This is a genomic window from Kitasatospora sp. NPDC032757, from assembly GCF_055579305.1.
This window is the reverse complement of sequence record NZ_JBVINN010000019.1, coordinates 24041-48503: the sequence shown is the minus strand read 5'-3', so window position 1 is coordinate 48503 and position 24463 is coordinate 24041. Positions and strand designations below refer to the sequence as shown.

The 24463-nt window shown below is 70.0% G+C and carries 31 protein-coding genes; 7 read left to right on the top strand and 24 right to left on the bottom strand.

Annotated features, from left to right (window positions below; genetic code table 11):
• Nucleotides 1-65 precede the first annotated feature (65 nt).
• Nucleotides 66-1421, bottom strand: coding sequence for an MFS transporter (locus tag ACZ5WK_RS21680; protein WP_465549064.1), 1356 nt, complete (start codon nucleotides 1419-1421; stop codon nucleotides 66-68).
• Nucleotides 1422-1676: 255 nt separating this feature from the next.
• On the opposite strand from ACZ5WK_RS21680, the gene ACZ5WK_RS21675 reads away from it, so the two are divergent.
• The gene (locus ACZ5WK_RS21675; protein ID WP_465549062.1) at nucleotides 1677-2597 is read left to right on the top strand and encodes a helix-turn-helix domain-containing protein; all 921 of its coding nucleotides are present in this window, start codon (nucleotides 1677-1679) and stop codon (nucleotides 2595-2597) included.
• Here ACZ5WK_RS21675 and ACZ5WK_RS21670 read toward each other — a convergent pair.
• The 12 genes from ACZ5WK_RS21670 to ACZ5WK_RS21615 form a co-directional block, all read right to left on the bottom strand.
• Nucleotides 2587-3381, bottom strand: a complete 795-nt coding sequence (locus ACZ5WK_RS21670) for a DUF2785 domain-containing protein (RefSeq protein ID WP_465549060.1) — start codon at nucleotides 3379-3381, stop codon at nucleotides 2587-2589. The genes ACZ5WK_RS21675 and ACZ5WK_RS21670 overlap by 11 nt on opposite strands.
• 100 nt (nucleotides 3382-3481) lie before the next feature.
• A complete protein-coding gene (locus ACZ5WK_RS21665) occupies nucleotides 3482-3811 on the bottom strand; it encodes a hypothetical protein (protein WP_465549058.1) in 330 nt (109 codons plus the stop codon).
• A complete protein-coding gene (locus ACZ5WK_RS21660; RefSeq protein ID WP_465549056.1) occupies nucleotides 3808-4296 on the bottom strand; it encodes a hypothetical protein in 489 nt (162 codons plus the stop codon). Before ACZ5WK_RS21660 ends, ACZ5WK_RS21665 begins: the two co-directional genes overlap by 4 nt.
• Nucleotides 4297-4388: 92 nt before the next feature.
• The gene (locus tag ACZ5WK_RS21655) at nucleotides 4389-4922 is read right to left on the bottom strand and encodes a hypothetical protein (protein WP_465549054.1); all 534 of its coding nucleotides are present in this window, start codon (nucleotides 4920-4922) and stop codon (nucleotides 4389-4391) included.
• Nucleotides 4919-6415, bottom strand: coding sequence for a WXG100-like domain-containing protein (locus ACZ5WK_RS21650; RefSeq protein WP_405365626.1), 1497 nt, complete (start codon nucleotides 6413-6415; stop codon nucleotides 4919-4921). Before ACZ5WK_RS21650 ends, ACZ5WK_RS21655 begins: the two co-directional genes overlap by 4 nt.
• 42 nt (nucleotides 6416-6457) lie before the next feature.
• On the bottom strand, nucleotides 6458-6787 hold the full coding sequence (locus ACZ5WK_RS21645; protein ID WP_396322901.1) for a WXG100 family type VII secretion target: 330 nt from the start codon (nucleotides 6785-6787) through the stop codon (nucleotides 6458-6460).
• A 431-nt stretch (nucleotides 6788-7218) separates the two neighbouring features.
• Entirely contained in the window at nucleotides 7219-7758 is a 540-nt protein-coding gene (locus ACZ5WK_RS21640) for a hypothetical protein (RefSeq protein ID WP_465549052.1), read from the bottom strand.
• A gap of 327 nt (nucleotides 7759-8085) precedes the next feature.
• On the bottom strand, nucleotides 8086-8706 hold the full coding sequence (locus tag ACZ5WK_RS21635; protein WP_465549050.1) for a hypothetical protein: 621 nt from the start codon (nucleotides 8704-8706) through the stop codon (nucleotides 8086-8088).
• Between the two features lie 310 nt (nucleotides 8707-9016).
• Complete coding sequence (locus tag ACZ5WK_RS21630; protein WP_465549215.1) at nucleotides 9017-9298, bottom strand: hypothetical protein; 282 nt, start codon at nucleotides 9296-9298, stop codon at nucleotides 9017-9019.
• Complete coding sequence (locus ACZ5WK_RS21625; protein WP_465549048.1) at nucleotides 9295-9534, bottom strand: hypothetical protein; 240 nt, start codon at nucleotides 9532-9534, stop codon at nucleotides 9295-9297. The genes ACZ5WK_RS21630 and ACZ5WK_RS21625 overlap by 4 nt, the downstream gene beginning before the upstream one ends.
• On the bottom strand, nucleotides 9522-9779 hold the full coding sequence (locus ACZ5WK_RS21620) for a hypothetical protein (protein WP_405360668.1): 258 nt from the start codon (nucleotides 9777-9779) through the stop codon (nucleotides 9522-9524). The genes ACZ5WK_RS21625 and ACZ5WK_RS21620 overlap by 13 nt, the downstream gene beginning before the upstream one ends.
• On the bottom strand, nucleotides 9776-10147 hold the full coding sequence (locus ACZ5WK_RS21615; protein ID WP_465549046.1) for an ATP-binding protein: 372 nt from the start codon (nucleotides 10145-10147) through the stop codon (nucleotides 9776-9778). The genes ACZ5WK_RS21620 and ACZ5WK_RS21615 overlap by 4 nt, the downstream gene beginning before the upstream one ends.
• 335 nt (nucleotides 10148-10482) lie before the next feature.
• On the opposite strand from ACZ5WK_RS21615, the gene ACZ5WK_RS21610 reads away from it, so the two are divergent.
• Nucleotides 10483-11346, top strand: a complete 864-nt coding sequence (locus ACZ5WK_RS21610; RefSeq protein WP_465549044.1) for a helix-turn-helix domain-containing protein — start codon at nucleotides 10483-10485, stop codon at nucleotides 11344-11346.
• A complete protein-coding gene (locus ACZ5WK_RS21605; protein ID WP_465549042.1) occupies nucleotides 11339-11542 on the top strand; it encodes a DUF397 domain-containing protein in 204 nt (67 codons plus the stop codon). Before ACZ5WK_RS21610 ends, ACZ5WK_RS21605 begins: the two co-directional genes overlap by 8 nt.
• Before the next feature lie 56 nt (nucleotides 11543-11598).
• Here ACZ5WK_RS21605 and tgmC read toward each other — a convergent pair whose 3' ends face one another.
• The 11 genes from tgmC to ACZ5WK_RS21550 all read right to left on the bottom strand — a co-directional run bounded on the left by tgmC (nucleotide 11599) and on the right by ACZ5WK_RS21550 (nucleotide 19937).
• Entirely contained in the window at nucleotides 11599-12741 is a 1143-nt protein-coding gene (tgmC, locus tag ACZ5WK_RS21600; RefSeq protein ID WP_465549040.1) for an ATP-grasp peptide maturase system methyltransferase, read from the bottom strand.
• The gene (tgmB, locus tag ACZ5WK_RS21595) at nucleotides 12738-13673 is read right to left on the bottom strand and encodes an ATP-grasp ribosomal peptide maturase (RefSeq protein WP_405365623.1); all 936 of its coding nucleotides are present in this window, start codon (nucleotides 13671-13673) and stop codon (nucleotides 12738-12740) included. Before tgmB ends, tgmC begins: the two co-directional genes overlap by 4 nt.
• 29 nt (nucleotides 13674-13702) lie before the next feature.
• Nucleotides 13703-13978, bottom strand: a complete 276-nt coding sequence (tgmA, locus tag ACZ5WK_RS21590) for a putative ATP-grasp-modified RiPP (RefSeq protein ID WP_405360684.1) — start codon at nucleotides 13976-13978, stop codon at nucleotides 13703-13705.
• A gap of 136 nt (nucleotides 13979-14114) precedes the next feature.
• A complete protein-coding gene (locus tag ACZ5WK_RS21585) occupies nucleotides 14115-14948 on the bottom strand; it encodes a helix-turn-helix domain-containing protein (RefSeq protein WP_465549037.1) in 834 nt (277 codons plus the stop codon).
• A complete protein-coding gene (locus ACZ5WK_RS21580; RefSeq protein WP_465549035.1) occupies nucleotides 14945-15460 on the bottom strand; it encodes a DUF6879 family protein in 516 nt (171 codons plus the stop codon). Before ACZ5WK_RS21580 ends, ACZ5WK_RS21585 begins: the two co-directional genes overlap by 4 nt.
• Complete coding sequence (locus tag ACZ5WK_RS21575) at nucleotides 15444-15656, bottom strand: hypothetical protein (RefSeq protein ID WP_465549033.1); 213 nt, start codon at nucleotides 15654-15656, stop codon at nucleotides 15444-15446. Before ACZ5WK_RS21575 ends, ACZ5WK_RS21580 begins: the two co-directional genes overlap by 17 nt.
• A gap of 463 nt (nucleotides 15657-16119) precedes the next feature.
• Nucleotides 16120-17013, bottom strand: a complete 894-nt coding sequence (locus tag ACZ5WK_RS21570) for a DUF2268 domain-containing putative Zn-dependent protease (RefSeq protein WP_465549031.1) — start codon at nucleotides 17011-17013, stop codon at nucleotides 16120-16122.
• 187 nt (nucleotides 17014-17200) lie between these two features.
• Complete coding sequence (locus ACZ5WK_RS21565; RefSeq protein ID WP_465549029.1) at nucleotides 17201-18004, bottom strand: alpha/beta fold hydrolase; 804 nt, start codon at nucleotides 18002-18004, stop codon at nucleotides 17201-17203.
• A 112-nt stretch (nucleotides 18005-18116) separates the two neighbouring features.
• Nucleotides 18117-18785, bottom strand: coding sequence for a DUF4097 family beta strand repeat-containing protein (locus ACZ5WK_RS21560; protein ID WP_465549027.1), 669 nt, complete (start codon nucleotides 18783-18785; stop codon nucleotides 18117-18119).
• 307 nt (nucleotides 18786-19092) lie between these two features.
• Complete coding sequence (locus ACZ5WK_RS21555) at nucleotides 19093-19521, bottom strand: MarR family winged helix-turn-helix transcriptional regulator (RefSeq protein WP_465549025.1); 429 nt, start codon at nucleotides 19519-19521, stop codon at nucleotides 19093-19095.
• Nucleotides 19521-19937 carry an SRPBCC family protein gene (locus ACZ5WK_RS21550; protein ID WP_465549023.1) on the bottom strand — a complete coding sequence of 139 codons (417 nt, stop codon included), beginning with the start codon at nucleotides 19935-19937 and terminating at the stop codon, nucleotides 19521-19523. The genes ACZ5WK_RS21555 and ACZ5WK_RS21550 overlap by 1 nt, the downstream gene beginning before the upstream one ends.
• A gap of 260 nt (nucleotides 19938-20197) precedes the next feature.
• Between ACZ5WK_RS21550 and ACZ5WK_RS21545 the strand changes: the two genes are divergently transcribed.
• Genes ACZ5WK_RS21545 through ACZ5WK_RS21530 form a run of 4 tightly spaced genes read left to right on the top strand, consistent with a single transcriptional unit; the run spans nucleotide 20198 to nucleotide 24332 of the window.
• Complete coding sequence (locus ACZ5WK_RS21545; protein WP_465549021.1) at nucleotides 20198-21595, top strand: efflux RND transporter periplasmic adaptor subunit; 1398 nt, start codon at nucleotides 20198-20200, stop codon at nucleotides 21593-21595.
• Nucleotides 21592-22410 (top strand): ABC transporter ATP-binding protein, encoded by an 819-nt coding sequence (locus ACZ5WK_RS21540; protein ID WP_465549019.1) that lies wholly within the window; start codon nucleotides 21592-21594, stop codon nucleotides 22408-22410. Before ACZ5WK_RS21545 ends, ACZ5WK_RS21540 begins: the two co-directional genes overlap by 4 nt.
• A complete protein-coding gene (locus tag ACZ5WK_RS21535; RefSeq protein WP_465549017.1) occupies nucleotides 22407-23618 on the top strand; it encodes an ABC transporter permease in 1212 nt (403 codons plus the stop codon). Before ACZ5WK_RS21540 ends, ACZ5WK_RS21535 begins: the two co-directional genes overlap by 4 nt.
• Before the next feature lie 21 nt (nucleotides 23619-23639).
• Nucleotides 23640-24332 (top strand): hypothetical protein, encoded by a 693-nt coding sequence (locus tag ACZ5WK_RS21530; protein ID WP_465549015.1) that lies wholly within the window; start codon nucleotides 23640-23642, stop codon nucleotides 24330-24332.
• Nucleotides 24333-24463: the final 131 nt, after the last annotated feature.

Genomic DNA, 24463 nt, shown 5'->3' with positions numbered 1-24463 from the left:
ACGCACCACGACGGAGTGGGAAGTCGGTCGGTCCGACTTCCCACTCCGTCGTTCTGCGGGCGGCCTCACCCGCGCCGCAGGAAGAGCGCCGAGGCGGCGGCGGCCAGCAGCACCAGGGCAGCGTTCACGGCGATCGCCCAGCCGACGCCGGTGAGCACGGAGGTGCCCGCGGCGGCCGCGGTCGCGACCGCGCTCATCACCGGGGTGCCCAGGGTGATGCCGACCTGCTGGGTCATCGTGGCGACGCCGGTGGCCAGCCCCTGCTCCTCGTCCGGCAGGCCCGAGGTGGCCGTCACCATGAAGCCGACGATCGCCAGCATGTTGCCCACCCCGCCGACGAAGGTCGCCGCCAGCAGCAGGCCCAGCCAGGCCCGGTCCGCGCCGAGCAGGACCAGCGAGGCGGTCGCCACCGCCTGGACGAGGAAGCCCGCGATCAGCGCGCCCCGGCTGCCGAGCCGGCCGATCAGCCGCGGCGCCGCCACCCCGCCGAGCACGGTGCCCGCGCCCAGCACGCCGAAGGCCAGGCCGGTGGCCAGCGGGGAGAAGCCGAGCACCCGCTGCAGGTAGAGGGTCAGCAGGAAGACCAGCGAGGTCTCGGTGGCGAAGGCCAGCAGCCCGGCCGCGTTGCCCCAGACCACCGTGCGCCGCCGCAGCACCCGGACCGGCACCAGCGGGGCCGCGGCGGACCGCTCGACGAACCAGAACGCCGTCAGCAGCACCGCGGCCAGAGCAAGCACCCCGAGTGCCAGCGGGTCGCCCCAGCCGTGCTCGCCGGCCGTCGTCAGCCCGTAGATCAGGGCGAGCAGGCCGCCGGTGACGGTGACCGCGCCCGGAAGGTCCATCCGGCTCCGCCCCTCCGGCCGGCTCTCGGCGATCAGCCGGGGCGCGACCAGCAGCATGGCCAGGGCGACCGGCACGTTGACGAAGAAGGCCCAGCGCCAGCTGAGCAGGTCGGTGAGCAGCCCGCCGAGCACCGCGCCCGACGTGAAGCCGGCCGACATCAGCGCGCCGTTCAGGCCCAGCGCCCGGGCGCGCAGCGGCCCCTCGGGGAAGGCCGTGGTGAGCAGCGCCAGCCCGGCCGGGGTGACGGCGGCGGTGGCCAGGCCCTGGGCGACCCGGGCGGCCAGCAGCATTCCGGGGCTGGTGGCCAGGCCGCCGACCAGGGACGAGACGCCGAGCACGGCCAGGCCGAGCAGGAAGACCCGGCGCCGTCCGAGGAGGTCGGCCACCCGCCCGAAGAGCAGGGTGAAGCCGGCCGCGGCGAGGGCGAACGAGGTGGCGATCCACTGCAGGCTGCCGAGCCCGAAGCCGAGGCCCTGGCCGATCACCGGCAGGGCGACGTTCAGGATCGAGAAGTCCACGGCCAGCATGAACTGGGCTGCCAGCAGCACGACCAGGACGAGCCGCTGCCGGCCGGTCATGCCGGTGGTGGTCCTGGGGACTGATGGTGTTCCGGGTGTTCCGGTTGCTTCGGGTGTTCCGGGGGCTTCGGGTGCTTCGGGGGCTTCGGGTGCTTCGGACAGGGTGGCGGTCATCGGTCCGCTGCCTTTCGACTCGACGAGGTCTCGGGGTGCGGCATCAGCCTGCGCGGCGGCGCCCGGGGTACCCAGACCCCCGCGAAGGGTGGCACTGACAGTGACAGGCTCCGTGGCGCCCGGCGGTGTTGACTGGAGTCCATGACCGCAGCCACCGCACCCGAGACACCGACCGAGCTGGGCGAGTTCCTGCGCACCCGCCGCGCCCGGTTGCAACCAGAGGACGTCGGCCTGACCACGTACGGGACGAGGCGGCGGGTGCCCGGCCTGCGGCGTGAGGAGCTGGCCCAGCTGGCGGGCGTCAGCATCACCTACTACACGCGGCTGGAGCAGGGGCAGAGCCGCAACGTCTCCGACGAGGTGCTGGACGCCATCGCCCGGGCCCTGCGGCTCGACGCCGACGAGCACGCCCACCTGCGCAACCTGGCCCGCCCGGGCCGTTCGGCGAAGGGGCGGGCGGCTGCCGAGCGGTTCGAGCGGGCGAGGCCGGCCGTCCGGCAGCTGATCGCGGCGATGGTCGACGTTCCGGCGGTGGTGGTCGGCCGCCGCAACGAGGTGCTGGCCTGGAACCCGCTCGGCCACGCCCTGCTGGCCGGGCACGTCGACCTGGCGGCCCCCGGCCGGCCGGCGGACCGGCCGAACCTGAGCCGGCTGCTCTTCCTCGACCCGCGCACCCGGGAGTTGTACCCGCACTGGGAGACCGAGGCGCGGGCTCAGGTGGCGTTCCTGCGGCTGGCCGCAGGGCGTTACCAGGATGATCGTCAACTGGCCGAGGTCATCGGAGAGTTGTCGATGAAGAGCGCGGAGTTCGCGGCGCTCTGGTCACGCCACCCGGTGCACGACTGCTTGTTCGGGACGAAGGAGTTCCGGCACCCGGTGGTGGGGGAGCTGGAGTTGGACTTCGAGGCGCTGCCCCTGCCGGAGGCGTCCGGCCACCGGATGCTGCTCTTCAGCGCGGCGCCCGGTTCGTCGTCGGAGGCGGGGCTGCGACTGCTGGCGGCCAGCGCCGCTGCGGCGCCGACCGCCGCCCTGGGCCTCCCGAACTCCGCGCCTACCGCTTGACGATCCGGTCGAGGACGGCGGCGACGCGTTCCTTGACCGCCGCCGCGTGGTGGAGGGCCTCCGGCGCCGCGTCGGCGCCCGGCGGCCGGACGCCCCGGTCCGCGAGGACGTAGAGCAGGCGCAGCGTGCGCAGGCAGTTGGTGACGTGCGCGGGGACCGGGGTGATGATGCGGTCGGAGCCGAAGCGGGCGGCGATCGGGTCCAGCCACGTGGTCACGTCGTGCTCGCTCAGGTCGGTCCGGGTGAGCACCCGGGCGATCGCCCGGGCCAGCCGGTCGTCCTCCAGCTGGTCGAGCACGTGATCGGTGGGCGCCGTCAGCCGGGCGGCGGCGAGGTGCAGCATCCGCACCGGATCCACCTCGGGGTGGCGGCCCAACCGGTCCAGCAGGTCCGCGCCGTGCGCGACGGCATGGAGCCAGCCGAGCTTCTCGTCATGGCCGCGCAGGTCCTGCTCCGCCGGGTACCAACGCTCGAACGCGTCGACCCAGGCCGAGTTGAAGTCCCCCTTCTCCACCAGCATGTCGAGCACGAGGGGGGCGAACGTGCGGGCCTGGATCTCCCGGTCCTGGAACCGGGCGGCCATCTCGTCCCCCAGCGCCAGCCGGCGGGGTGCGTCGATCACCCCGCGCTCGATCCAGGTCGAGAGGACGGCGTAGGGCGCTCCGTCCCGGACCGACGGATCGGGATCCGCCAAGGCGGCGGAGAGTTCGCGGACCAGCTCCTCCAGGGGGCGGTCGGCGGGTACGGCACAGTCGTCGGCTTCGATCCTGCTCCAGTCGGTCACGGCAGGCAGGATAGGCCCGCACTGCCGTACGGCACCGGGAATTTTTTTCCGTGCGGCGAGGCCCTCGCCCAGGAGCGGACGAGGGCCTTCGAGTGCGTGCTCAGCTGGGTTTCCGGTGGCGGCCGCCGGGGGCGTGGCCGGAGTTCCGCTCCCGTGTCTTCCGCTGCATCTCCTGGAGGATGGCCAGGGTCTCGGGGTGAACCGTGGCCTCTTCCTCGTCCTCGTCGTCGTCATACGCGTTCTGCTGCGGATTCCGCCGTGCCTGCGCGAGCAGCTCGTCGTAGCGGGGGTCCCCGGGCGCGATCTTGTGCCACCCGTCGTAGAAGTACCCCTCCGGGGCCCTTCCGCCGTACTTCTGCCAGATGGTGACGCCGTCGGCGTCGAGCGTCGGATGCGCGGTGACCTCGTAGCTCTCGGAATGCTCGCTCAAAGTACTCCTCCAGGATCTGCGCCACTTTGCGGTCGGCGGACTTGATGGGTGTCAGGTCTTCTTCCGGAGCGCTTTGCGAATTCTCGGGTCTGCAGATCTCGGCCCCGCGTCGGAGTGTCAGCCGGTCGGAGCCAGTCGTCCAGCTTGCCCTTGCTCATGCTCGCGTCCGCGTCGATGTTGATCATCCCCGTCCCGTCGAGGGCGAAGCCGCCGCCGTTTTCGAAGAGGGAGACGAGCGGTTCGAAGGGGTTCGGGCGCTGGAACGGGACTCCGCCGGCCTCTTCGAGAGCGGCGAAATGCAGCGCCCATTCACAGCTCCGCTGAACGGCCGACTGCTGCTGGACGCAGCTCCGTGAGATGCGCTCGACCACATCGGAATCCGCGCGTACGGACGGATCGATCAGGGCGGCCACGTCGAAGAACGGCCATGCGTCCGAACCGAGCTGTTGCGCCCAGAGCGCCGAGCGCCGCAGGAACTCCCGCATCAGCGAGATGCGCAGGCGAGTGTCCCAATCCTCGGGGGACCATTCGACGTCGAGCAGTCGACCGGCCAGGCCTGCGGGTGTCCTGAGGCCGTTCAGCGGGCTGTGTCGACGGCATCGAGGGCGTCGAGGGTGGTGTGGTCGAGCGTGACGGCGGGGGCGGAGGAGAGGTAGTGGGACAGTCGGCGCAGGGGGATGGCGATGCCGTCCAGCTCGATCATTTCCTCGACGTAGAAGCCGCCTCCCCGCTCGAACATGAGCAGCAGCGGTTCGTAGGGGTCGGGCAGATCGGGAAGGTCGGCGGTCGTCTCGCGGCAGAAGGCGGGCCAGTGCACAGCGCCGCGGCAGGTCTCCTCAAGCGTGCGCCTGCCAATGGTGTTGTCGACGAACTCGTCGAGTTCGGCCATGACGTCGGGAGCGGCGCGGACGGTCGGGTCGATGTGTTGGCCGATGTCGAAGAATGGCCAAAGCTTCTCGGCGCCGAAGGCGTTCGCCCAGCAGGCGGACCGGCGCAGGTACTCGCTCATCAGATGCGCCCGGGACCGGGCGTGGCTGTACGCGAGGTCCCAGTCACCCCAAGGGGCGGCCTGCAGACGGTCCAGCACGACGCGCGACGGATCCTCTGTCACTTGAGCTTCACTCCGTTCTTGCGCAGCTCCTGCTTGATCTCGGAAACCACGCTATCAATGTTCGAAAGATCGCCAGCAAGGGTGGAAGGTGGCTCCAATCCGAGCTTCGGCCAGTGTCTGAAGTGGCCCTCGTCGGAGTGTGGAGCCAGGTCGTGGGCGCCGGCGTTGTCCAAATCCCTCGGGAACTGCTTCCAACCCGTCTCGTCCCAGACATCCGGATGTTTCGACACGTAGGGCAGACCGGCCTTCATCAACTCGCTTTCGATGTACTCGTGGGCCAGCAGTGCCTTGAACTGCTCGAGCTTTTTGGGCTTAATCGTGCCCGCCTGGGCGTCCAGCCAGTTCTGGGCGATGTCGTCGCGGGGGGTGAAGAGCCCCTTCTTCGTGGTGAGTGGGCCGGTTGCGACCTCGTGCTGCGATCGGAAGAGATGGGCCTTGATCTGGCGGAGCACGGTCTCGTCGACGCCCGTGGTCTTGGCGATCTTCGGCAGGTCGACCTTGTTGTCGGTCGCGCGGATCTGCTCGTACGCCTTGCCGGCGAACTCCGAGGGCTCGGCGACCCATCCCGCGCCGGCCCAGCCCTCGGTGTCGGTGTGCGGCGTCTTCGCGCGACCGGGCGCCGCCGCGCCGCCGACGGCGCCGAGGACGAGGTCGAGGGGCATGACGGGGCCGGTCTGGAACACCTCGCCGGCGCCGGCGGTGAGGGCGGCGCCGGTGACCATGCGGCCGGGGATGGTGTCGGCGGCGGCGGCGAGTTTGCCGGCGGCGGCGAGGGCGACGGAGGCGCTGTCGGCGCTCTCGGCGGCGGTGGCGACTACGCGGCCGCCGGCGCCGAGGCCGCTGCCGGCGCCGCCCATGACGCCGCCGGTCTCGGCGGCGGAGAGGGCTTCGGTGAGGCTGTAGCCGCCGTCGCCGAAGGAGACGCGGATGGGCTGGGCGACGGCGAGGTCGACGGTGACGGCTTCGACGGCGCCGAAGACGACGCCGGTCAGGACGGTTCCGGCGATCGCGGCGATGGTTTCGGAGACGGCGACGCCGAGGGCCTCGGCGGCGGCGATGACGCCTGCGGTGGCGACGCCTGCGGCGGCTTCGGAGAGTCCGGCGGTGAAGAAGGCGAGGGCGGTGCCGGCGACCAGGGAGGCGCCGACGATGGCGGCCTCCTCCTCCAACTTCTTGACGGCCTTGTCGACCTCGTCGGCGAACTTCCGCAGCGCTTCGGCGAGGTTGCGGCAGGCCTTGGCGCTGTCGGGGAGCCAGCCCTTGCCGCCCTCGTAGTAGCGGTGCCAGAAGGTGGCGAAGGCGTCCATTGCGGGGCCGTGGTTGTTCTCGATGAGGGCGGCCGCGGCCTGGCTGGTGGGGGCGGTGACGTTGTCGATCGCGGTGGCCATCGCGTCCCATGCGGCGGCGGCCTTGCGGAGCTTGCCGGGGTCCGCGTCGGGCCACCACATGCCGGTGGTCTTGCGGACGATCTTCGCGGCTGCGGATTCACCCATGGTCCGGCTCCCCCTGCGACGGCCGGCCGCCTGTCGGCGCGGTCATGCGGAGAGGTCCTTGTGGACACGGCGGTCGGCGTCGAGGTGGTTGTCCGCGTGGGCGACCAGGCCGTCGTGGATGCTGGCCAGGCCCTTCACGAGGACGTCGAGCGCGGAGAGCACGTGGTCGTGCGGACCCTGGTAGGCCTGGGCGAACTCCTTGCCCTGCTTGTCGTCGCCCCAGGGGCTGCCGGCGTCGGCGAGGCTGTGCTTCAGCTTGTCGAGCGCGGTCTTGAGGTCCTGACTCTGTTTCGCGAAGGCCGGCGCGGCCGTCTTCAGGTCCTGTGGCCGGACGTTGAACCCGGGACCTCCTGCTGCTGGCCCATCCGCCATCTTCTCCCCCTGATATGGCCCTGACGATCCGATCGGTCAGGGGATCTGATGGGTCGACGGTCCGACGTGGTTTCCATCCGGGGGCGTGCCGTCTGTCACATTGAGCGCCCTTGGTCGCTGCGGGGGGCTCCGCGATCGGCCTGGGGCCGATGCTGATCCCGCCGCCGCCCATGACGCCGCGGTCTCGGCGGTGTCGAGGGCTTCGGGGAGGTTGTGGACGGCTGGGAGCCCGCCGGGAGCCCGGTCAACGGCTGACGGCGGGCGGTGGCCGGGCGGTTGGCTCCGACGCGGCGCGGTGAAGTAGTTGGACGCCGACGACCCCCAATCCCGGCCGGGCGAGAAGGGCAGGACCGATGCCGTACCGGGCGTGGTCCGCCGCCACACGCCAGGCCCACTGCAGCGTGGACCGGTCAGTCCTGGCCGTCCTTGATTCACTGGCGGGGTGCCATCCGTCTCCGGAAGTCGGCCCAGCCCTTCGCGTCCACCGCAGCCAGAGCCGCGTCGTCCAGTTCGATGACGGGGGTCGGCGACAGGTGCTGTCGCCAGTTGCCACGCGGGATCATCGTCACTCCCATGTCTATGAAGCCATTCTCCAGCCGGAACGCAATGCCGCCGAGTTCGTAGAAGCGGATGAGAGGTTCGAACGGATCCTCCAGCGGCATGAGTCGGATCTCCGGAGATTCAAGCAGCGCGGCCCAGTGGACGGCGGCAACGAAGCTGGTGAGGACGTAGTGGTTGTCCACGTTCTCCTCGATGAAGTCCTCGACCTCCGCGATCAGCTCCGGGGCAGCACGAAATGTGGGATTGACAACGGCGGCGAGGTCGAAGAACGGCCACCAGTCCGGCTCACCGTAGGCGTTGAGCCAGAGTGCGGCGCGGCGGAAATACTCCTTGATGAGGGCGGCCCGAGAGAAGGCGCACTCGTCCGCTCGCTTGAAGTCCCTCCACTCGATTGCCTTGAGGCGGTCCACGGTGGCGCGCGCCGCGTTCGTTGGGGGTGTCAATTCTTCTCCGGAGATGGTTAGTTCTTCACCCCGTGGCGGTTTGCCGAAGGGGGGCCGGGTCCCGCGTTCCCGGGACCGGCCTGCGAGATCAAGGTGTTGTCATTCTCTAGTCGGGCGGGCCACGGAACTTCCTCGCTGTTGAGGAGGAGGTAGGCGTAGACCTTCGTCTGGTATGCGTACATCTCCTCGTCGGTCTCGAACTCGACAAAGGTGTGGCTGCAGAATTCGCCCGTGGTGGCATCCCGATTCGCGAGTGGGCGGCCCCTGGTCTGGGCCGCCCACTCGGAGGGGGCGTCATTCGTCGGGTGGGAGCGAGATTTCCTCCGCACCGAGGAAGAGGAAGGCAGAGAACTCGCCCATGGTGTCGAACTCGCCTGCTCTACGTCCTTCCTCGTTGTCCAGGGCGTCCAGGGCGTCCAGGCCGAGGGCGATCGCGGGCTCCGCGGAGAGGTGTTCACGCCAAGGCTTGATCCGTACTCGCAGGCCGGCAAAGTTGAAGGCCCAGCTCTCGTCAGCGATGACTTCTCCGCCTCGCTCGTACAGGAGGACGAGGGGCTCGAACGGATCTGGCAGGTCCGGAAGTCGCACTTCCGGCGTGTCCCGCAGCGTTGCCCAACGCACGGCCGCGCGGCAGACGTTCTCGGTCGAGATACCGCCGACGTGTTCCTCAAGGAACTCCTCAAGCCGCTCGGCCACATCGGGGTCCACCCGGATTTCCGGGGCGAGGGCTCCAGCGATGTCGAAGAATGGCCACTTCGGCGGACCGCCCAGCACATCGGCCCAGAGGGAGGCTCGTCGAAGGTACTCGATCATCAGCCGGGATCGGGAGGCGGCATGCTTGTTGCGGCCTTCCAGGTCGGTCCACTTGATGTTGACCAAGCGTTCCGTCATTGCATCAGTGAGCTTAGTGCTCATTCGTGTGCCACCACTCCAGGGCTGATTTGGACCAGCAGATCGCTATCGGACTCTGCTTCGCGAAGGCCGGCGCGGCCGTCTTCAGGTCCTGCGGCCGGACGTTGAACCCGGAACCTCCAGCTGCTGGCCCAATCCGCCATCTTCTCCCCCTGATGCGGCCTGACGATCCGATCGGTCAGGGGATCTGATGGGGGAACGGGCCGCGTGGTTTCCACCGCTGGGTGTGGCGTCCGTCACGCGGCGTGGTCGCCGATTCGTGCGGCGGGCCCTCGCCTGGGAGGCGAGGGCCCGGGTGCCGTGCTGCGGTGGGTCAGTTGGGTATGCGGTGGCGGCCGGGTCTGGTGGACGGTTGGCGGATTTCGGGGCCGTAGTGGCCGGCCTGGCGGGCGATCCAGGCGTATTCGTGGGTGCCGTCGGGTAGTTGGCGCAGTTCCCAGCGGCCGTGTCGGGTGATGGGGGGTGGGGATTGCCGGTCGTCCTCGTCGTTGACTCTGAGGGCGGTGACGACGCCGAGGGCGACGGTGGCGAGGGCGAGGGCGAGGAGGGTGAGGAGGGCGGTGGCGACGAGGAAGTTCGCGGTGCCGGTTCTCATCGGTGGATGCCGATGACGCGGTGGCCGAGGTGGGCGGCGAGGGCGTGGAGGAGTTCGTGGGCCTGGTCGTGGGTGAGGGGGAGGGCGAGGTGTTCGCCGGGGGTGGCGTGGATGTCGAGGTCGACGGCGGCGCGGAGCTGGAGGGCCGCGTCGGGGACGCGCTCGACGGTGAGGTAGGCGAGGGTGGTGCGTTCGGTGTGGACGGCCTGGGTGGCCATCGGGATCAGGACTCCCACGGCTGGTCCCTTTCGGTGGCGCGGAGGAGGTGGAGGAGGTTGAGGAGGGTTGCGACCGGGGCGTGGCCGAAGTTGACGAGGATGCGGCCGTCGACGGTGCTGTGGTGGGTGGTGGCGGAGCCCCACTGGATGCCGAACCAGGCTCCGCGGTCGTGGAGTTCGCGCAGGAGGGCGGTGACGTGGGCGTCGGTGTAGTCGTGCATGCGGGGGTCGTCGGGGGAGAGCGGGATGCGGGGGCCGGTCACGCGGCGGCCTCCAGCTCGAACCAGACCACCTTGCCGCCGTGCTTGCGCGGGTCGGTGCCGAAGCGGTGGGTGAGCGAGCGGACGAGGTGCAGGCCGCGGCCGGACAGCTCGTAGGGGTCGGCGCAGGTGCGGGGTTCGGGGAGGGTGGGGCTGTCGTCGGCGACGGAGACGCGCAGGGTGCAGTCGGGGTTGAGGACGACGACCACGGTGGGGGCGGGGCTGCCGCCATGGCGCCAGGCGTTGACGTACAGCTCATGGAGGGCGAGTTCGGCATCCTGGATGAGGTCGTCCGGCCAGGAGGCGCAGGTGAGGGCGGAGCGCAGCTCCTCGCGGGCGGCGGACCAGTCGGGCGGGTTGAAGGCACGCATGAGGAACCTCCGGATGAGGTCGTGTGGAGTGGGGTGTCGGCGAACCGGCGGAATCGTCGCCGTGAGCCAGGCCAGGGCGGAGCTGGTTGATGCCACGCGTGGCTGCTCTGCGGTGCGAGGGCAGCAGGCGCCTACTGCCCTGGAAACAGGCGTTACTGACGATCCGTCGGATCGATGTCAGAACGACCATAACGCACGCCGCCAGAAATTTAAGCCCGATGCGGCAAGGTTCCCTCTCCGGTGGGATGCCGGCCCCCGGCGAGGCGGCCCGTCCCTCGATGGACCCCTTCGCAGCCAGCGCGGCACACTGACCTCAGCAGAGCAGAGAGGACGCCATGGCCCTTCGCCCCAACCCAACCCTTCGTCAGCGCCGGATCGGCGCCGAACTGCGAAGGATGAGAGAGCAAGCCGGCTTCGGAGGCAGCCACCTCGCCCGCACGCTCGGGGTGACCCCTGCCCAGGTGACGCAGATGGAGAACGGGAAGACCGGCGTCAGCGTGGAACGCCTTCGTGCGATCGCGGCGGCCTGCATGTGCGCCAATCAGCCCCTGATCGACGCACTCGCCGACATGATCGGGGAGCGAGGGAAGGGCTGGTGGGATGAGTACCGCCCCAGCCTGACCACTGACCTGCTCGACGTGGCGGAGATCGAGGGTTACGCCGAGAGGATCGCCACCTACACCATTACCTTCATTCCAGGGCTACTTCAGACGCCCGCATATGCAGCCTCGGTGTTTGCTCGTGCGATCCCGCCGCTTCCGCGATCGGATATTGAGCTCAGGATGGCCTTCCGGCTCCAGCGGCAGCACATTGTTCGATCGGGCTCCACGCCCTACACCGCGTTTGTCCATGAAGCCGCACTTCGCATGCAGTTCAGCGGGCCGGAAGTCCTTGCCAAGCAGCTCAGTGCCCTCATCCAGGATTCCGAGAGCCCAGGAATTTCAGTTCGAGTTGTTCCGTTCGACATCGAGTCGCTGCCCGGCCCCAGCGAGAACTTTACCTACATCAACGGCCCGGTGCCTGAACTGGACACCGTGCAAATCGACTTCAGCTTTGGCTGCCCGCTCTTTGATGCGCCGGCCCAACTGACGAGCTATCGGGAGATCCTGGCTCGAATGAAGTCCGTAGCCCTCTCGGAAGAAGATTCCCGAGACTTCATCCGAACTGTCATGAAAGAGATAGAGAGCAAAAATGGGTAGCCCAGCATGGCAGAAGTCCAGCTACTCCGGCTCAAGCAATGCGTGCGTTGAAGTCCGCAGGCTGGGTAGCCTGGTCGAACTCCGCGAATCCGATGACGGCGACGTCGTCCTCCGCGCCTCCGCAGCCAGGTTCGCCACGTTCCTCCGGGGCATCAAGGCGGGCGACTTCGACCGCCACGCCCAGCCCACTCCCTGAACCCATCGGCCCCTCGCTCACCCGAGCGAGGGGCCGACTCCTTTGGTTCATCCTGCTCAGATCGGTAGGTCCCAGCCCGGGCCGTTCTCCGTGCCGATCCAGACGCGCTGGCCCGCTCCCGACACAGTGATCCCGAACCCTTCCTGATGCGGCGCGCCGGCCTCCTGCCACTCCTCGACCGCCCGCTCGACCTGGTCCCAGAGCCGCAGAGGCCCGCGCTGGCTCACGGTCCAGCCGCCGCCCGGGTCGGGCATCGTCCGGGCATGCGAACCCGTGGCCACGTCCACGAGAACCTGCGCTCCGCCCGCCCCCATCCGTTCCGCCGAGGGTGCGGCCAGCTGGGCGACCCAACTGCCCGTCCACGTGCCGATGATCGCGGGATCGATCCGGCTCGGCCGTTCCTGGCCGGGCAGCAGGGCGAGGGCCGGGCGGGGCGGGCGGTCGTGCGAGCGGGCGATCATGAAGCTGGTGTAACCGGGCAGGAACCGGCCGGTCGCGCTCCCCGGCCCGGTGACCGCCAGCAGCGCGAGCCCGGACGCGTAGCTCCAACCGGACAGCGTGACCAGGATCCGGCCGCCCGGCTTCACCTGGTGCAGCCACGGCATCGGGATGTACCGGACCGAACAGGTGGCAATCAGCCGGTCGTACCCGCCACCGTGTGGATCCCCGCGCAGGCCGTCCCCGGTGATCAGTCGAGGCGCGTAGCCCGCCTCCTTGAGCGCCACCGCTGCGGCCGCGGCCACCATCGGGTCGTACTCGATGCTCGTCAGATTGGCATCGCCGAGCCGGTGCGCGCCAAGGGCCGTCGAGTACCCCGTCCCGGTGCCGACCTCCAGCACCCGGTGCCCGTCTGCGGCACCGAGCTGCTGCCACATCCCTAGCACCAGCGACGGCAGGGTGGACGAGGAGGACGGGGAGCCGCCGACCGGCTCCCCGTCCACATCCCCCGGACGGATCGCGCCGTCGAGCTGCGTGATCAGCGTCCGGTCGTCGTAGACCCCCTCCAGCCAGCCGGGTTCGCTCCGCCGCACCGGGCGGTAGACGGTCGGCGAACTCTCCGGCACCGGCTCGAAGTACGAATCGACGAACACCTCACGTGGTACGGCTTCCGCCGCTCTGCGCCACGTTGGATCGGTCAGCGTGCCGTCCTCGGCCAGCCCGTCGACCAGGGCGGCACGGAGTTCTGCGGATGGGCTCATGTGTCGGGGCCTCTCTGCAACTGGTCAGCGATGGCCTGGGCGATCGCGTCGGTGGTCTCGGGCAGCTGCCATGCCCATTGCCCGTTGGGGTTGCACTCAAGGAAGTACCACTCACCGGCTCCGGTCACGGCGAAGTCGAACGCGCCGTACACGAGCCGGAGTTCACCGAGGTAGCCCGCGACAGCGCGCGACACCTCCCCGGGCACCACAACCGGTGCACACTCCATGAGGCCCTGCCGGTGACGCCAGTCGAGATCGGGGCTGTCGATTCGGATGGCGAAGAGCCGGTCACCGACTGCCGTCACCCGCACGTCGAAGGCCTTGTCCACCTTGGCCTGGAACAGGTGCGGGCAGACCTCCACCCCGGCGGTCAGCTCGTTCCCGCGCACCTCCCGTACCCACACCTGGCGCGGTAGACCGTCCACCTCGTACGCGGTGTTCCACAACGGCTTGTAGACCACCCCGCCGGCCTGGCCCGCCACGAACTCCTGTGCAGCACTCAGCTCGTTGGTGATCAGCGTGTCCGGCACCGGGAACCCGTGCCGCCGCGCGACCGCGAGCTGTGCCGGTTTGTACTCGGCCCCCCGGTTGGCCCACGGATGGTTGACGTAGTGCGCCCCCGGAAGCGAGGCAAGGATCCCTCCGGCACCCCACAGTGCCTGGGCGGCCGCGAACCGCCGGTCCTGCTCCTCCAGTTGGGCGGGACCCCCGTACGGAGAGGCCCGGCGCACCCAAACGGACCGGACCCGCGTGAGATCCAGCTCCCGACTCCGGGTGCGTAGGCTGCCTCGCTGACCGCCCATGCCGTACATGGCGGTCAGCGAGGCACCGGCGTGGAGGTCTGCACCGGGATCGAGCCGGACCACTGGAACGCCACGCTCGGCCAGGACGCGCAGCACCACATCCGCGGTGACATCACGGGAGTTGGTCATCACCAACACCGACCCGCATCGGTCGGCCATCAGCCGGAACTCTGGTCCTGGTCGTACGACTCCGTGGAATCCGCATCGGTCGCCCCGCCCGGCCCCGACCCGTCGCCGGGGCTCGTCATGGTGGGCGTCAGGCCGCTCGTACTGGTGCCGTGGCTCCCCAACTCGACCACGCGGCCGTCGTCGTCCACGATCACGGCAACCTGGGTCCCGGGATCGATCACCGGCGTGAACGCCGGAATCGCGACGGCCTCCGCGAACGGCTGCATCCTGGTCGTGCCCCACGGGGGTACGAGCGATTGCTTCATCGGTCTGCCTCCTTGTGTCCGTCGGCGCAGAACTTCGACGCCTACCGGCCTCTCTGTGCAGATATCAACTTAAGTAGCCAAGGTCGATCCATCAACGGAATTCCCGACCTCGAATAAAGATCCCACCGGCGGCAGTTCACGCCCGATATGCGGCCGACCATGCGGCCAGCAGGCTTCTCGCTTCCTCGCCGAATATTGCACGCTCCTCGAACATTGCGAAGATGTCGAGGTGCCGAGCAACATCTCTGGGGTCGCGGAAGACCATTCGGCCGGTGAAGGTCTCCACCGTTGCCAGTCGATCGTCATAGACCGTGAACGTGTTCATCGGGCCACGCGTCAGCGATCTGCCCAGCGGCAGCACACCGATCCGGACGGACGGCAGTTGGGCCACCGAGGCGAGCCGATCGATCTGCAGGGCCATGGCGAGGGGCGGCAGCAGAGCCCACCTGGCCGCCTGCTCGGTCAGGATGAAGGTGAAGGACTTGGAGTCGTTGTAGAGCACAGGCTGCCTTCCGAGCTTTCGGTTGACGACCGCTGACCTGTCGCCCGTCGAGTGCCCGAGGCTGGCGTGCATGTACTCCGGCGTGGCAAGCAGACCGGTGATCATCGCGGGGAGGAAGTAACGCATCTCGGTGGCGCCGGCCTCCAGGGCCGACAGCTCGGCCTGTCGCTTCTCGATTCCGCGACGCCACGAGGACCGCTTGTCCTGCCACTCGGTGTTCGCCATTCTTGCAAGTGAGGTTATCTCCTGGACCAGATCCTTCGGAGCATTTAGCGCTCGCAGAATGCGTTCCACATCGACCAGGCTAGGCGTGGTTCTACCGGTCTCGATCTTGCTGATCTTGCTCTGACTTATGCCACAACGCACTGCAAGTCGGTCTCCGGTGAGACCGGCTTGCAGCCGCAGCTTCCTCAGGCTCCCGGCCAGATCCTGCTTCGATCGGCCGAGCTGATCGGGATCGAGCGTCACCCGTGGTCTTTCACGTAGTCGGAGAAGGGCACCGAACGCGCGATTGCCAGCCTCTTCAACTCCTGGCACTCGACCGCCCGTTCGTCAATCAACTCGCGGTTGATCTGCGTGCCGTCCGGGCGGAAGTTGAGATGCACGACCGACTTCTCGTCGAACATCCACCAGTCCTGGTCAGGGATGCCGTAGTCCTCTTCGGTGGCATCCAGAATCCGGATGTCCTCACCAGCCGCAATGTTGCCCGGGATCCCCCAGGCGAACTGATATCGCTGGTAGTCCGTCAGCGGTTGGCGCACCACCCGGACGCGGCCGATCGTCCTGCCGGACGACACGAACCCCTGAACCCGCTGATGCCAGGCCGCATTGTGGCTCTCAGGCTTCGGCTCGCCACGCAGGAACCTCGCGAGATTCTCGGTCTCGCGCGGCATTGTGTACGCGGGCTGGGCCTCAAGCCGGAACGCGTCGCGCCGGTACCCGTCGAAGTGTCGGCGCCACTGGTCACCATCCAAGAGCACGGACAGCCTCCTCCAGAACGTGCCGAGGGATCTCCACCGCGGACTCGCCCTTCGGAACCGTGAGTGCCGCGAAGTGGTCGCCCTGGACCACGAACGTATCGCGGTCGGTGGCGTAGACGTTCGGGCAGTCGTCGTCATCGCAGTTCGGACCGTTGTACGTACCGGTCAGCCGCGTCAGAGTCGGGCTGTCGGTCATTGTGATCGCCCCCTTCGCACTGGCCCGAACGGGCCGTCAGGTCCTGACGCTAGGGAGAGCTGGAAGGCGTGTCTACGCCGACCCGGCAACTTTCCCGTGTTGGACTAAAGATCAAGCTCAGCGGACGCCCGGCGCACGTCAGCTGACGATGTTGACGACGCCGCGGACAGCGGAACATCCAAGCCGGCAGTCAGATAATGGACCACAGGTCGACAAGGACGGGAGCGCCGCAGCGTGTCGTGAGCGCTGCGGCCAGAGCATCCAGGTAGGCCCGCATGTCAGCCTCGGCCTCGTGCCAGGCCCGGCCGTCCTCGTCATCGCAGAAGTCCCGACTGGTCCGCAGGATGCGCACGCGATATTCCGGGTCGCCGCACCCGGTGGCGTCGTCGACTCCCAGGCGCCGCTCCGGGCCGGGGTTGTGCAGTGTCCGGCCCGGAGGCCGATCGGGTTTGCCACGGGGCGGTTACACGCCGGTCGGCACGCCCGCGTTGACGAGGATCTCGCGCGCCGGCAGGGCGACGCTCTGGGCGGCGGTCAGACCGGAGGCCGCCAGGTGTGCGTCCACGATCCGCAGTCCAGTCGAGTACCCGGCGAAGTCCGGCAACCCCACGGGTTGATGCCCCATGAGCTGTGCGGTGGCGTCGCCGAAGACGTACGCGGGCAGGTTCTGCATCCCGGCCACGTCGATCCCGGCCGTGACCTTTTCGTAGGCGCTGTCGAGCTCGGTGCCGGTCAGCCCCTTCGTCCACGGGCCCATGGCCTCCTCGCCGGCCAGCTCCCGTACGAACGCCTCCGCCAGCCCCTCGGCGACCACCTGCTCGCCGACCGTGACGGTCGCCGGGTTCCAGACCACGTTCGCGTAGCGCACGTTGTGATGGAGCTCGTGTGCGGCGGCGGGGCCGATCTTCTTCAGGCTGGTGTCGGTGGGCCAGATCGTCAGCTGGATCGCGCCCGGGAATCCGCCCGAGCCGAAGAAGCCGGCACTGCGGACCGTCAGGTGGTGATCGTCGGGGTTGCCGAGCACCACCACGACGTGCACGGTCTCGGCGTGTTTCACGCCGGGCACCGCGCGGCTGATCCGCTCCCACGCGGCGGCGAGGGAGTTCTCGATCCGGTTCCACACCCCGGCGTCCTGCATCTGACGCACGGCCGGCAGGTACCGTGCGTCCTCACGGTCGATCCGGAAACCACTGCCCAGCTGCTGGTGCATCTGAACGAGATCCACATCGCCCATCACCTTGGACATCACGCTCCGGAGCGGGCTGTAGATCTCCCGTAGGGCGTCGGGACGTTCCTCCACCGGGCGTTGCAGGAGGTCGGTCATGGCGGACGCCGTGTCGTGAACAACGATCTTCATGACTCGGGACCGTAAGGTCTTCCGTTGCGTGAGGGTCAAGAGCCGGGTTGACCGTGCCGGCGATGGCGGAGCGTGGCGAGAGCACCGGTCGTTGGCAGATCCCTGCGGCCACCTGTGCCGAGTCTGGTGATGGCCGTCGCCGCGCTGGGGGGCGACCTGAGCACCGGCAGGGACGGCGCCTCGCGGCTCAGGCGACCTGGTGGGCGGGGGTGACGGCGATTTCGCGCACCGCGTCGGCGACGGCTCGGAAGTCGTTGCGCAGGATCTTGGAGTGGTTGCTCGCGACCTTCGCGCTGACCCGGATGTTCGGGTGGCGGGCGAGCACCGGGTCGAGGTTGGCGCGGATCTGTTCCATCAGCTTCGGGTCGCCGCCCAGGTTGCCGCCGGTGGCGAGCACGTACCGGGTGGGTACGGTCAGACGGTCGAAGACCGGGTCGAGGGCGGCGGGCGCGCAGAGCTCGTTGGCCTCGATGTTGATCTCGGCGTGTTGCGCGGCGCTCATCCGCGCGGCCAGGCCGAGCGGGCGGGCGATCGGGAACAGCGGGCTCATCCGGCGGAACAGCTTGCGGATCTGCTCCCGGGCGGCGTCGTCGAGCCACTCGTGCGGCAGGGCGCCGTCCACGGACACCGCCCCCAGGGCGCGGTCCGGGTTCCGGGCGGCCCAGTGCATGGCGAGCATGGCGCCGTAGGACCAGCCCACCAGGATCGGCCGGTCCACGCCCCTGGCGCCGAGGACGGCGTCGAGGTCGCGCAGGCACGCTTCGAACGAGTAGTCCGTGGCGCGCTTCGACTTGCCGCGGGCGCGCTCGTCGTAGGTGATGTGCCGGTAGTCGCCGCCGAGGTCGGTGATGACGCGCCGCCAGTGCGACTGGTCGGCGTAGGAGCCGTTGAGGTAGACCACGGGACGGCCGGTCCCGCCGGTGTCGGTGACGGCCAGTGCGGTGTCATCGATCGCCACCATGCCGGTCCAGGCGGACTGCTTGCTGGTCATGATGTGCCTTCTTCCAGGGGCGGAGATGGATCAGTAGCGGTCGATGGTGATGTCGCGGTAGGAGGTGCGGCCATGCAACTCGACGGTGTCGTCGGCCTTTTCGGGCCGGCCGTCAGATGCTGCGGGCGGTGATGTCGCCGTAGGAGGTGGTCGCGTGGATGGTGAGGCCGGGGGTGCCGTCGGTGTTCTTGAGCGCGTTGTGGATGCGGCCGTGGGCGGTGCCGGCGTCCAGGGAGGCGGAGACGCCGCGGGCGGCGCCGACGGTGATGTCACCGGCCTGGGTGCCCAGTTCGACGGTGCCGTGGATGGCTTCGGTGATGTCGATGTCGCCTCGCTGGGTGGTGATGCGGGCGGGGCCGGCGAGGCGGCCGACCGTGATGTCGCCGTCCTGGAGGGTGAGGGTGGCGTTGGCGGTCTCGTCGAGCTTGACCGTGCCCTGGGCGCTGGCGTAGGTGACGTCGCCGAGGCGGCCGACGCCGCGGAGTTCGGCGGTGGCGGTCTTCGCCTCGACGCGGGAGCCGGCGGGCAGCTGGATGGTGACCTCGACGGCTCCGGAGTTGCCGAGGATCCGGTTCTTGGCCGCGGGGGCCTCGATCCGCAGGACGCCGTCGCGGTAGTCGACGGTCATCTGCTCGGCCGCCTTCACGTCGCGGCTCTTGGCGGGGTTGGCGGGGAGGATCTCGACGTTGGTGTCGGCCCGGTCGGCGGCGATGAGGCGGATGCGTCCGGCGGGGATGTCCAGGACGGCGGCGATCGGGGCGGCGGTGGCGAACTTCTGCATGGTGTCTCTCCTGCACTCGTTGTTTCTGACTTCGCAAAAGCTACGTTGCGTTCGAGTATCAGGCAACAAGCTTGTTGCGCACAATCAGCATCAATGCAGGTCATGGCACGAATATCGTTGCAATAGGCCTGCAACTAATGCAACGGCGACCACCTGTTCGTTGCAATGAATTGAGGGTGAACGCTACGCTGGAGCCCCTCCTGGGGCACCGCCACGCCGCCTCGGGCTCGTGGAGCGCGGCCGGCCCCGGGGTGGGAAGTCGGAGGGGCTGACTTTCCACTCCGGGGCCGGTGGCCTGCGGGGTGTCTCAGGCCTGGGGATGGGCCAGGCGGCCGAGCAGGGACACCGCCTCGTCGACGGGGACCGGCTGGAAGAAGTGCGCGTCCGCGAGCTCGACGGCGGCGATCGCGCGGGGGGCCAGCTCGGCGCCGGTGTCGGTGACGCGCAGGCGCTTGGCGCGGGTGTCGGCCGGGTCGACCTCGCGCTCGATGAGGCCCTTGCCTTCCAGGGTGCGCAGGACCTGGGAGGTCATCTTGACGTCGGTGCCGGCCTGGCGGGCGACGGCCAGTTGGTTGGGGTGCTCGCCCTGGGTGTTGAGCCACCAGGTGCAGGCGAGCAGCACGAACTGCACGTGGGTGAGGCCGAGCGGGGCCAGGGCCGCGGCGATCTCGCGCTGCCAGCGGAGCGTGGCGTGCCAGAGCAGGAACCCGGGGCTCTCGCCGGGGCTGAGGGGCATCAGCGCAGCGCCAGTTCGGCCAGCGAGGCCATGGTGTCGGGCCAGTCGGCGGTGATGGCCGGGCCGATCCGGGGGCCGGCCTCGTCGGCGCCGGCGCCGGTGATCTCCATCCGGTACACCACGCGGATCCGGTCGCCGTCGATCCGGTCGATCCGGTGGGTGGTGCGCAGCAGCAGGTCGCCGAAGACGGCCTCGTCGACGAAGAGTTCGTTCTCGACCGCCTCGGCGATGCGCAGCAGGACAGGGTCGTCACCGGGGGGCGTCATCGTGATCCGGCTGTCCGTCGCGAACGGGCCGCTGATCTCGATCTTCTCGATCTCGGCGTTCCAGGCGCCCCAGTTCTCGACGTCGGCCCAGAGCCGCCAGATCGCCGAAGCGGTGGCGCTGGTTTCGATGGTGTGCTCGTACTCCCACATGGGGGCCTCCTCCGGCGGATGATGTATCCATAGATTATCTGCGCGACGACTATCTGTCGAGTGGTGAGCGGTGCGCGCCCTCCCGGATGCCTGGGGACGGCTGGGAGTCTGCTGGGAGTCCGGTCAACGGCCGGCCAGGCGGTGGCCAAAGCGACTGCCCGGGCAGGGTGGCCTGCCCCGCAATGCCCGGATTCGGACGGTCAGCGTTCTTCCAGCTCGCGCCCAGGGCTCCGCAAGAGCGCCCCGCGAAGCTGTGCGGCATGAAGGTGTTCCCGCGACGGCGTGGTGCCGTCCTCGTCAACTCCGCGCTCGGCGTGGCCCTGGTGGGCGCCGCGGCCCTGGCGTACACCACCCTGGACAGCGGTACCAGCACGCCGGCCGGAAAGGCGCAGGTCCGGACGGCGACCGTGGCCAAGGGCACGGTCCTGGCCACCGTGTCCGGAACAGGCACCCTGACCTCGCCCACCGACGCGGCCCAGGACTTCACCACCGGCGGCAGGCTGACCGCCGTCAAGGTCGCGGTCGGCGACGCCGTCAAGAAGGGCCAGGTGCTGGCCACCGTCGACACGACGGCCGCCCAGCAGCAGGTGGACGCGGCCCAGGCGGCGCTGACCACGGCGAACGCCAACCTCACCAAGGCCCAGGCCGGGGTCACCACCACGACCACCCAGCAGATCCCGGGCACCGCGCAGCCGTCCAGCGGTGGCGGCAGCGGCGGCAGCGGCAACGCCGGCAACGGCGGCGCCGCGGCTGGTGGGGAGCGCGGAGCGGGCGTGAGCAGTACGCCCGCTCCGCAGACCACCACGATCACCACCACCAAGGTGGACGAGGCGGCGGTCGCCCAGGCGCAGCAGCAGGTCGCCACCGCGCAGACCAACCTCGCCAACGCCCGGGCGGCGCTGGCCGGGACGACGCTCACCGCCTCGGTGGACGGCACGGTCGCGTCGATCACGGGCAAGGTGGGCGACACCCTCGGCGGGGGCACCGCGAGCGGCTCCTCCACGGGCAAGTCCGGCGGGACGGCGGCGACCTCCGCCACCCCGAGCGGTTTCATCGTGCTGACCAACCCGACCGGGATGCAGGTCAGCGCCAACTTCTCCGAGCTGGACTCGCTCAAGCTGAAGAAGGGCGAGGCGGCCACCGTCACCCTGAACGCGCAGTCCGACACCAAGCTCAACGCCACCGTCCTCTCGGTCAGTTCGCTGCCCACGAGCAGCGGCGGCACCGGCGGCGCGACCGCCGTGCAGTACGCGGCGACGCTGCAGATCACCGGGGACACCAGCAAGCTGCGGACGGGCCTCAGCGCGACCGTCTCGGTGGTCACCGGCGAGGCCGACAACGCGCTCTCGCTGCCCACCGCGGCCCTGGCCGGCACCGGCGCGGAGCGGACGGCGACCGTCGTCCACCCGGACGGGGCCACCGAGCGGGTCACCGTCGGTGTGGGCGTCGAGGGCGACACCACCGTGCAGGTGGTCTCGGGGCTGCAGGAGGGCGACAAGGTCGAACTCGCCACCACCAGCGGCAGCAACGGCTTCCCGAACGGCTCCTTCCCGGGCGCGAACGGCGGCCAGGGCGGCCGCGGCGGCGCCGGCGCGGGCGTGGCCGGGGTCGGCGGCAGCACCGGCGGCGGCGCGGGCCGAGGCGGTAACCGCGGATGATGCGTCACGTCATCGACAAGCGGGTGCCCTCCGAACCGCCACCGGTCATCCAGATCCGCCGGCTCACCAAGGCCTACGGCCACGGCGACGCCACCGTGCACGCGCTGCGCGGCCCCTCCGACCCGGCCACCGGCGAGCCGCAGGGCGTCAGCCTGGACATCGAACAGGGCGACTTCGTCGCGGTGATGGGCAGTTCGGGCTCCGGCAAGTCCACCCTGATGAACATCCTCGGCTGCCTGGACGTGCCCACCGCCGGCCGCTACCTGCTGGACGGCATCGACGTCGGCCACCTGGACGAGCAGCAGCTCTCGCTGGTCCGCAACCGCAAGATCGGCTTCATCTTCCAGTCCTTCAACCTCGTCCCCCGCACCACCGCGCTCGCCCAGGTCGAACTGCCGCTCGCCTACGCGGGTGTGCGGGCCGCCGAGCGGCGTCGCCGGGCGCTGGCCGCGCTGTCGCTGGTCGGCCTCGCCGAACGCTCCGGGCACAAGCCCAACGAGCTCTCCGGCGGCCAGCAGCAGCGCGTCGCGGTGGCCCGGGCGCTGGTCACCGCCCCGGCGATGCTGCTCGCCGACGAGCCCACCGGCAACCTGGACAGCCGCTCCACCGACGAGGTGCTGGCCATCATCGACGGCCTCAACGCGACCGGCCGCACGGTCGTCCTGATCACCCACGAGGACGAGGTCGCGCTGCACGCCAAGCGGGTGATCCGGCTGGTCGACGGCGCGATCATCAGTGACGTCCGGCAGGCCCCGGTGGACGGTCCGCCGCCCGCGCTGCGGCCGGCCGCAGGACTCCAGGGGGTGCTCGCGTGATCCTCTGGCAGATGCTCCGCTTCGCCGTCGGCGGCCTGGCCGCCAACAAGGTGCGCTCCGTCCTCACCATGCTCGGCGTGCTGATCGGCGTCGCCTCGGTGATCCTGCTGCTCGCCGTCGGCAACGGCTCCTCGGTGGCGGTCAAGGAGTCGATCACCTCGCTCGGCACCAACTCGCTGACGGTCAGCGCCGGTTCGTCCTTCGGCGGCTCGCGCACCGCGTCCACCGCGAAGAAGCTCACGGTCGCCGACGCCAAGGCCCTGGCGAGCGACACGGAGTCGACCGCGATCAAGTCCGTCGCGCCGGTGGTCACCACCAGCGGCACCGCGCTGTACGGGGACATCTCGTACAGCCCCGGCTCGATCGTCGGCACCTACCCCGCGTACTTCGAGACCGCCAACCAGAAGATCGGCCACGGCGAGTACTTCACCGCCGACGACGTGCTCGGCTCCCGCAAGGTCGCGGTGCTCGGCGCCACCACCGCCAAGCAGCTGTTCGCCGCCGCCGACCCGGTCGGCAAGCAGATCACCGTCGGCGGCACGCCGTTCACCGTGGTCGGCGTGCTCCAGGCCAAGGGCGGCACCGGCTTCACCGACCCGGACGACGTGGTGATCGCGCCGCTGCCGACCGTGCAGAACGCCTTCACCGGCTTCGGCCCGGTCAGCCAGATCCTGGTTCAGGCCACCTCCGCCGACAGCACCACCGCCGCCCAGGCCGAGATCACCCGGGTGCTGCTCGGCACCCACGCGATCGCCGACCCGAGCAAGGCGGACTTCCGGATCGGCAACCAGGCCTCGCTGCTCACCGCCCGGGAGTCCACCACCAAGACCTTCACGGTGCTGCTCGGCGCGGTGGCCGCGATCTCGCTGCTGGTCGGCGGGATCGGCATCACCAACATCATGCTGGTCACCGTCACCGAGCGGACCAGGGAGATCGGCATCCGCAAGGCGCTCGGCGCGCCGCGCGGGGTGATCCTCGGACAGTTCCTCACCGAGTCCACCCTGCTCTCGGTGATCGGCGCCGGGCTCGGCGTGCTGGCCGGGATCGCCGGCTCGCACTTCAGCATCGTCGGCATCAAGCCGGTGGTGATCCCCGAGTCGGTGATCGGCGCGTTCGGCATCGCCGTCGCCATCGGGCTGTTCTTCGGCAGCTACCCCGCCAACCGGGCCGCCTCGCTGCGCCCGATCGACGCCCTCCGCCACGAGTAGCACGAGTAGGACGTGACACCCATGAGCAACGAGATCGCCCCGGTGACCCCGGGCACCCCCGCCGAGCAGGTCGTCCTGCTCGCCACCCCGCCATGGGGGTCCCCCCGGCCGGAGGCTGGGGGAGCCCGGGACGTCACCGCCGAGCTGGCCGCGCCGCCGCGCCGGAAGCTGCCCTGGCTGACCCTCGCGCTGGCGGGCGCGGTGATCGCCACGGCGGCGTTCGCCGGCGGCGTCTGGTACCAGCAGGGCCACGGGTCCGGCGGCTCCGGCAAGGCGGTGGCCGCGGGCGGGCAGCAGCAGCGGGCCGGGGCGTCCGGGGGCACGGCCGGTCCCGGGCAGAACGGCTCCCGCCGCAACGGCGGCCAGGGCCAGGGACAGGGCGGCGGCCAGGGCGGCGGGCAGGGCGGCTTCACCCGCGGCACGGTCAAGGCCGTCGACGGCACCACCGTCTACCTGACCGACGCCAACGGCAAGACCGTCAAGGTGACCACCGGCGACGCCACCAAGGTCCAGCTCAACAAGGAGGGCAAGGTCACCGACCTGCAGCCCGGCCAGAGCGTCACCGTGGTCGGCACCCCGGGCGCCGACGGCGGCTACAACGCCACCCAGCTCGTCGAGGGCGCGACCGGCTTCGGCGGGGCGGGCGGCTTCGGCGGCGGCGCTGGTGGGGGCTTCGGCGGCGGAGGTGGCACCCGAGGATCGTCCGGCGGCTGACCCCGCAGTCTCCGGACGTCCGCGCGGCCCGGCCGAACACCTCCGGCGGCCGGGCCGCGCGTTTTTCCCGATCCGGGGGCGCCTCGTGGCGCGCCCTCCGGCCCGCGCCCGGGCCGGTAAGGCCTGTGCGG

Coding starts and splice junctions, on each gene's coding strand:
- ACZ5WK_RS21680 (WP_465549064.1), bottom strand. CDS start 1,421: ATGACCGGCCGGCAGCGGCTCGTCCTGGTCGTGCTGCTGGCAGCCCAG.
- ACZ5WK_RS21675 (WP_465549062.1), top strand. CDS start 1,677: ATGACCGCAGCCACCGCACCCGAGACACCGACCGAGCTGGGCGAGTTC.
- ACZ5WK_RS21660 (WP_465549056.1), bottom strand. CDS start 4,296: ATGCGGGAGTTCCTGCGGCGCTCGGCGCTCTGGGCGCAACAGCTCGGT.
- ACZ5WK_RS21650 (WP_405365626.1), bottom strand. CDS start 6,415: ATGGGTGAATCCGCAGCCGCGAAGATCGTCCGCAAGACCACCGGCATG.
- ACZ5WK_RS21645 (WP_396322901.1), bottom strand. CDS start 6,787: ATGGCGGATGGGCCAGCAGCAGGAGGTCCCGGGTTCAACGTCCGGCCA.
- ACZ5WK_RS21635 (WP_465549050.1), bottom strand. CDS start 8,706: ATGAGCACTAAGCTCACTGATGCAATGACGGAACGCTTGGTCAACATC.
- ACZ5WK_RS21630 (WP_465549215.1), bottom strand. CDS start 9,298: ATGAGAACCGGCACCGCGAACTTCCTCGTCGCCACCGCCCTCCTCACC.
- ACZ5WK_RS21615 (WP_465549046.1), bottom strand. CDS start 10,147: ATGCGTGCCTTCAACCCGCCCGACTGGTCCGCCGCCCGCGAGGAGCTG.
- ACZ5WK_RS21610 (WP_465549044.1), top strand. CDS start 10,483: ATGGCCCTTCGCCCCAACCCAACCCTTCGTCAGCGCCGGATCGGCGCC.
- ACZ5WK_RS21605 (WP_465549042.1), top strand. CDS start 11,339: ATGGGTAGCCCAGCATGGCAGAAGTCCAGCTACTCCGGCTCAAGCAAT.
- tgmC (WP_465549040.1), bottom strand. CDS start 12,741: ATGAGCCCATCCGCAGAACTCCGTGCCGCCCTGGTCGACGGGCTGGCC.
- tgmB (WP_405365623.1), bottom strand. CDS start 13,673: ATGACCAACTCCCGTGATGTCACCGCGGATGTGGTGCTGCGCGTCCTG.
- tgmA (WP_405360684.1), bottom strand. CDS start 13,978: ATGAAGCAATCGCTCGTACCCCCGTGGGGCACGACCAGGATGCAGCCG.
- ACZ5WK_RS21575 (WP_465549033.1), bottom strand. CDS start 15,656: ATGACCGACAGCCCGACTCTGACGCGGCTGACCGGTACGTACAACGGT.
- ACZ5WK_RS21570 (WP_465549031.1), bottom strand. CDS start 17,013: ATGAAGATCGTTGTTCACGACACGGCGTCCGCCATGACCGACCTCCTG.
- ACZ5WK_RS21565 (WP_465549029.1), bottom strand. CDS start 18,004: ATGACCAGCAAGCAGTCCGCCTGGACCGGCATGGTGGCGATCGATGAC.
- ACZ5WK_RS21560 (WP_465549027.1), bottom strand. CDS start 18,785: ATGCAGAAGTTCGCCACCGCCGCCCCGATCGCCGCCGTCCTGGACATC.
- ACZ5WK_RS21555 (WP_465549025.1), bottom strand. CDS start 19,521: ATGCCCCTCAGCCCCGGCGAGAGCCCCGGGTTCCTGCTCTGGCACGCC.
- ACZ5WK_RS21550 (WP_465549023.1), bottom strand. CDS start 19,937: ATGTGGGAGTACGAGCACACCATCGAAACCAGCGCCACCGCTTCGGCG.
- ACZ5WK_RS21545 (WP_465549021.1), top strand. CDS start 20,198: ATGAAGGTGTTCCCGCGACGGCGTGGTGCCGTCCTCGTCAACTCCGCG.
- ACZ5WK_RS21540 (WP_465549019.1), top strand. CDS start 21,592: ATGATGCGTCACGTCATCGACAAGCGGGTGCCCTCCGAACCGCCACCG.
- ACZ5WK_RS21530 (WP_465549015.1), top strand. CDS start 23,640: ATGAGCAACGAGATCGCCCCGGTGACCCCGGGCACCCCCGCCGAGCAG.